Source organism: Bradyrhizobium sp. P5_C11_2 (assembly GCF_054049755.1).
This window is the reverse complement of record NZ_JBFULT010000584.1, coordinates 1-4,629: the sequence shown is the minus strand read 5'-3', so window position 1 is coordinate 4,629 and position 4,629 is coordinate 1. Positions and strand designations below refer to the sequence as shown.

At 64.7% G+C, this 4,629-nt stretch carries 4 protein-coding genes and 2 pseudogenes; all 6 read left to right on the top strand.

All coding sequences use genetic code 11. The features are described 5' to 3' along the window. Positions 1-208 (top strand): annotated as a pseudogene (locus tag ACXJL8_RS34595) (fatty acid desaturase); the annotation flags it as partial. A 172-nt stretch (positions 209-380) separates the two neighbouring features. Then, positions 381-1,340: an ACP S-malonyltransferase gene (gene fabD / locus ACXJL8_RS34590; RefSeq protein ID WP_456686406.1), complete on the top strand. Its 960-nt coding sequence runs from the start codon at positions 381-383 to the stop codon at positions 1,338-1,340. A 69-nt stretch (positions 1,341-1,409) separates the two neighbouring features. Continuing rightward, complete coding sequence (gene fabG, locus ACXJL8_RS34585) at positions 1,410-2,147, top strand: 3-oxoacyl-[acyl-carrier-protein] reductase (RefSeq protein ID WP_456622894.1); 738 nt, start codon at positions 1,410-1,412, stop codon at positions 2,145-2,147. A 311-nt stretch (positions 2,148-2,458) separates the two neighbouring features. Next, positions 2,459-2,698: an acyl carrier protein gene (locus ACXJL8_RS34580; RefSeq protein WP_456686405.1), complete on the top strand. Its 240-nt coding sequence runs from the start codon at positions 2,459-2,461 to the stop codon at positions 2,696-2,698. Positions 2,699-2,804: 106 nt separating this feature from the next. Then, on the top strand, positions 2,805-4,070 hold the full coding sequence (gene fabF / locus ACXJL8_RS34575; protein ID WP_456622893.1) for a beta-ketoacyl-ACP synthase II: 1,266 nt from the start codon (positions 2,805-2,807) through the stop codon (positions 4,068-4,070). Positions 4,071-4,197: 127 nt separating this feature from the next. Next, positions 4,198-4,629 (top strand): annotated as a pseudogene (locus tag ACXJL8_RS34570) (endolytic transglycosylase MltG); the annotation flags it as partial.

Sequence of the window (4,629 nt, the reverse complement as noted above, 5' to 3'; positions counted from 1 at the left end):
CTGCTACAATTTGCCGAAGGTTCATCGTCTGCTGAGTGGCAGTCCGCACGCCGGCCGCATGGAGGTACAGCCGAGTTACGCCGCGGTGCTGCGGCTCGCCACCGCAAGGCCGAACCGCGAGGATCGGCCGGGGCAATTGGTGAGCAGCGCGCGCCGGGCGCGGGCCGGTGCCGAGGTCGGTGCGGATCAGAAGGCCGGCGGGTTTTGAAAGGTCGCATCCCCCGTCGAATGCAGGCCAAGGTTCTATCTTGGCTTGACATTGCGGCCCCGGACGGTGTCTACGGCCCCCTTTGACGCATGATCTGGAACCATGGCCTAAGGCCGTGCGTAATCGGCTGCCGGTTCTCGCAGGGATCATGCTCGACAAGCAGGGAGCGCCGATGACGGCAGCATTCACGTTTCCGGGGCAGGGGTCCCAGGCCGTCGGCATGGGCAAGGCCCTGGCCGAGGCCTTCCCAGCGGCGCGCGCCGTGTTCGACGAGGTCGATTCCGCGCTTGGCGAGAAGCTGACAGCGACGATCTGGGATGGTCCGGCCGAAACCCTCCAGCTCACCGAGAACGCCCAGCCGGCGCTGATGGCGGTTTCTGTCGCCACCCTGCGCGTGCTCGAGGCCGAAGCCGGTTTTTCCGTGGGGCGGGACGCTGCCTTCRTCGCCGGCCACTCGCTCGGCGAGTATTCGGCGCTGGCCGCGGCGGGCAGCCTGACGATTTCCGACACCGCGCGGCTGCTTCGCACCCGCGGTCTCGCAATGCAAAAAGCCGTGCCCGTCGGCGTCGGGGCAATGGCGGCTCTGCTTGGCCTCGACTACGAGGCCGCCATGGAGGTCGCCAAGGAGGCGGCGCAGGGCCAGGTCTGCCAGGCCGCCAATGACAATGGCGGCGGGCAGGTGGTGGTCTCCGGCGACAAGGCGGCGGTCGATCGCGCCGTCGAGATCGCCAAGGGCAAGGGCGCCAAGCGCGCGATGCTGCTGCCGGTGTCGGCGCCGTTCCATTGCAAGCTGATGCAGCCCGCTGCGGACGCCATGGCGGAGGCGCTGTCCAAGGTCACGATCAAGGCGCCGGCGGCGCCGCTGGTGTCGAACGTGCTGGCGAGCGCCATTACCGATCCCGATGAGATCCGTCGCCGCCTGGTCGAGCAGGTCACCGGCACCGTGCGCTGGCGCGAGTCGGTTGCCTATATGGCGGGGCAGGGCGTCACCCGTTTCTTCGAGATCGGCGCGGGCAAGGTGCTGACGGGGCTCGTCAAGCGCATCGCTGACGGTGCCGTCGGCGTGGCTGTCGGCGGACCGAACGACATTGCCGCTGCCAAGGATGCATTGGCCGCTGCGAAGCAGGCCTAAAGATTTACGCACGATCTTTCCGGAAGACCGCTGCACACTTTTCCGGATCGTGCTTGGAAGGAGTTATCGATGTTTGATCTGACTGGCAGGAAGGCGCTCGTCACTGGCGCGACCGGCGGCATCGGCGGCGCGATTGCGCAGGCGCTGCATGCGCAGGGCGCCACGGTTGCGATTTCGGGGACGCGGAAAGAAGTGCTGGATGAGCTTGCGGGCAAGCTCGGCGAGCGTGCCCTTGTGCTGCCCTGCAATCTCTCCAAGGCCGACGAGGTCGAGGCGCTGGTGCCGGCCGCGGAAGCGGCGATGGGCCAGGTCGACATCCTCGTCGCCAATGCCGGCATCACGCGCGACAACCTGTTCGTCCAGCTCCGCGACGAGGATTGGGACGAGGTCATCAACGTCAACCTGACCTCGACTTTCCGCCTGGCGCGCGCCGCCACCAAATTGATGATGCGCAAGCGCTTCGGCCGCATCATTGCCATCACCTCGGTGGTCGGCGTCACCGGCAATCCCGGGCAGGGCAACTACACGGCGTCGAAGGCCGGCCTGATCGGCATGATCAAGACGCTCGGCGCCGAATACGCCAAGCGCGGCGTCACCGCGAACTGTATCGCGCCCGGCTTCATCAAGACGCCGATGACGGATGCGCTCAACGACAAGCAGCGCGAAACGATTCTGACCAAGGTTCCGGCCGCCCGCCTGGGGACTCCCGAGGACATCGCGGCGGCCGCCGTTTACCTGAGTTCGAACGAAGCAGCCTACGTCACCGGCCAGACAATCCACGTCAACGGCGGCATGGCCATGATCTGAATGGCTCGTCCCGCGCCCCGCAGGGGGCGGTGCGGGATGCGGCAAACGGCCGTTTCCGAAGGGAAATTAGGCTTGTAGTCAAGGCAGTTGAAGTATGATAACCGGACCTTCAACGGATGGGCAAAGAACGCCATTGCAGGTTTTTGAAACCCTGTATATTGGCGATGCGGAGCCTTGGCCGTCGTTCGCCGGGCCCAGCATCGGTTAGGATGGGCCAAATCAAAGTTCGTAAGCGAAGGCAGTCAAACGACCACGACGGCTCGTATCGTCCCGGGGGGTCGGGTCTACAGGGAACAACACGAGGTTAAGCAATGAGTGACATTGGCGAACGGGTTAAGAAGATCGTGGTCGAACACCTTGGTGTTGAGCCCGAGAAGGTTGTCGACGCTGCGAGCTTCATCGACGACCTCGGCGCCGACAGTCTGGACACCGTCGAGCTGGTGATGGCGTTCGAAGAAGAATTCGGTTGCGAGATTCCGGACGACGCCGCGGAAACGATTCTCACCGTCGGCGATGCCACGAMGTTTCTCGAGAAGAACGCGAAGAGCTAAGCTCTTCATTTCGCGGGGACAACATTGAAACCGGACGGGCCGCCTACCGGCGGTCAGCCGGTTTCTTGTTATCGGCCGTGATTCTATCGAAGCGGAGTTTTCGGATATGAGGCGGGTTGTCGTCACGGGCCTCGGCATGGTGTCGCCACTCGGCTGTGGCGTCGAGCCGACCTGGAAGCGCATCCTCAACGGCGAAAGCGGTGCGCGCAAGATCGAGAGCTTCGACATCTCCGATCTCCAGACCAAGATCGCCTGCACCGTGGTGCGCGGTGACGGTTCGAACGACACCTTCAATCCCGATATCTGGATGGAGCCGAAGGACCAGCGCAAGGTCGACGACTTCATCATCTTCGGCATGGCGGCAGCGGGCCAGGCGCTCGACGATGCCAACTGGCATCCCGAGACCGAAGAGGACAAGTGCGCGACCGGCACCATGATCGGGTCCGGCATCGGCGGCCTCAGCGGCATCGCCGAGACCGCGATCCTGCTGAAGGAGCGGGGGCCGCGCCGGGTGTCGCCCTTCTTCATTCCGGGCCGCCTGATCAACCTCGCCTCCGGCTATGTCTCGATCAAGCACGGGCTGAAGGGGCCGAACCATTCGGTGGTCACGGCCTGCTCGACCGGTGCCCACGCGGTCGGCGACGCCGCCCGCCTGATTGCACTCGGCGACGCCGACGTCATGGTTGCCGGTGGTGCGGAATCGCCGATCAGCCGCATCGGCATTGCCGGCTTCAACGCCGCGCGCGCGCTCTCGACCGGCTTCAACGAGACCCCCGAGAAGGCCTCGCGCCCCTACGACAAGGACCGCGACGGCTTCGTGATGGGCGAGGGCGCCGGTGCCCTGGTGCTGGAAGAACTCGATCACGCCAAGCGCCGCGGCGCGAAGATCTACGCCGAGGTGATCGGCTACGGACTTTCCGGCGATGCCTATCACATCACCTCGCCGTCACCCGATGGCGACGGCGGCTTCCGCAGCATGTCGGCCGCGCTCAAGCGCGCCGGCCTCTCGCCGTCCGATCTCGACTACATCAACGCGCACGGCACCTCGACGCCGCTCGGTGATGAGATCGAGCTCGGTGCGGTCGAACGGCTGCTCGGCAATGCGGCCTCCAAGGTCGCGATGTCCTCGACCAAATCCTCGACCGGCCATCTCCTCGGCGCGGCCGGCGCGATCGAGGCGATCTTCGCCATCCTCGCGATTCGCGATAACATCGTGCCGCCGACCATCAATCTGGACCATCCGTCGGTCGAGACCGCGATCGATCTCGTGCCGCACAAGGCGAAGCAGCGCGAGGTCAACGTTGCGTTGTCGAATTCTTTCGGTTTTGGCGGTACCAATGCGTCGGTGATCGTCCGGCGTCTGGTGCATTAGTTTATGATTGCGACGAATCCACCGTTTTGCCGCATTCGGCGATAGTCATACACGTGGGCGCGCGTGCATTTGGCAGGACAAGCGATTGTCAGGCCGCAATTGAACCGGCAGGATTCAGGTTGCTTCGATGAGTGAAAGGCCGCCCATTTCGCCCCGGAGTCCGCGGGCARCGCTCGAGCCCGAGCAGGTGCCACCGCCGCCGAAGCGATCGGACCGGGCGCGCAACCCCTTCGTGATCGTCGGCAACGCCATCATTACCCTCCTTCTGATCGCGATGCTCGGCGCCGGCGCCGTCTATTATTACGGCCGTCAGGTGCTCGAGGCTCCGGGACCGCTTGCCGAGGACAAGATCGTCAACATTCCCCAGCGCGCGGGCAAGCGCGACATCGCCGAGACCTTGAACCGGGAAGGCGTGACCGACGTCAATCCATGGGTGTTCATCGCCAGCGTGGCCGCGCTGAAGGCGAGCTCGGATCTGAAGCCCGGCGAGTATTCGTTTCAGAAGAACGCCTCCTTGCGCGACGTCATCGCCACCATCGTCGAGGGCAAGGTGGTGCAG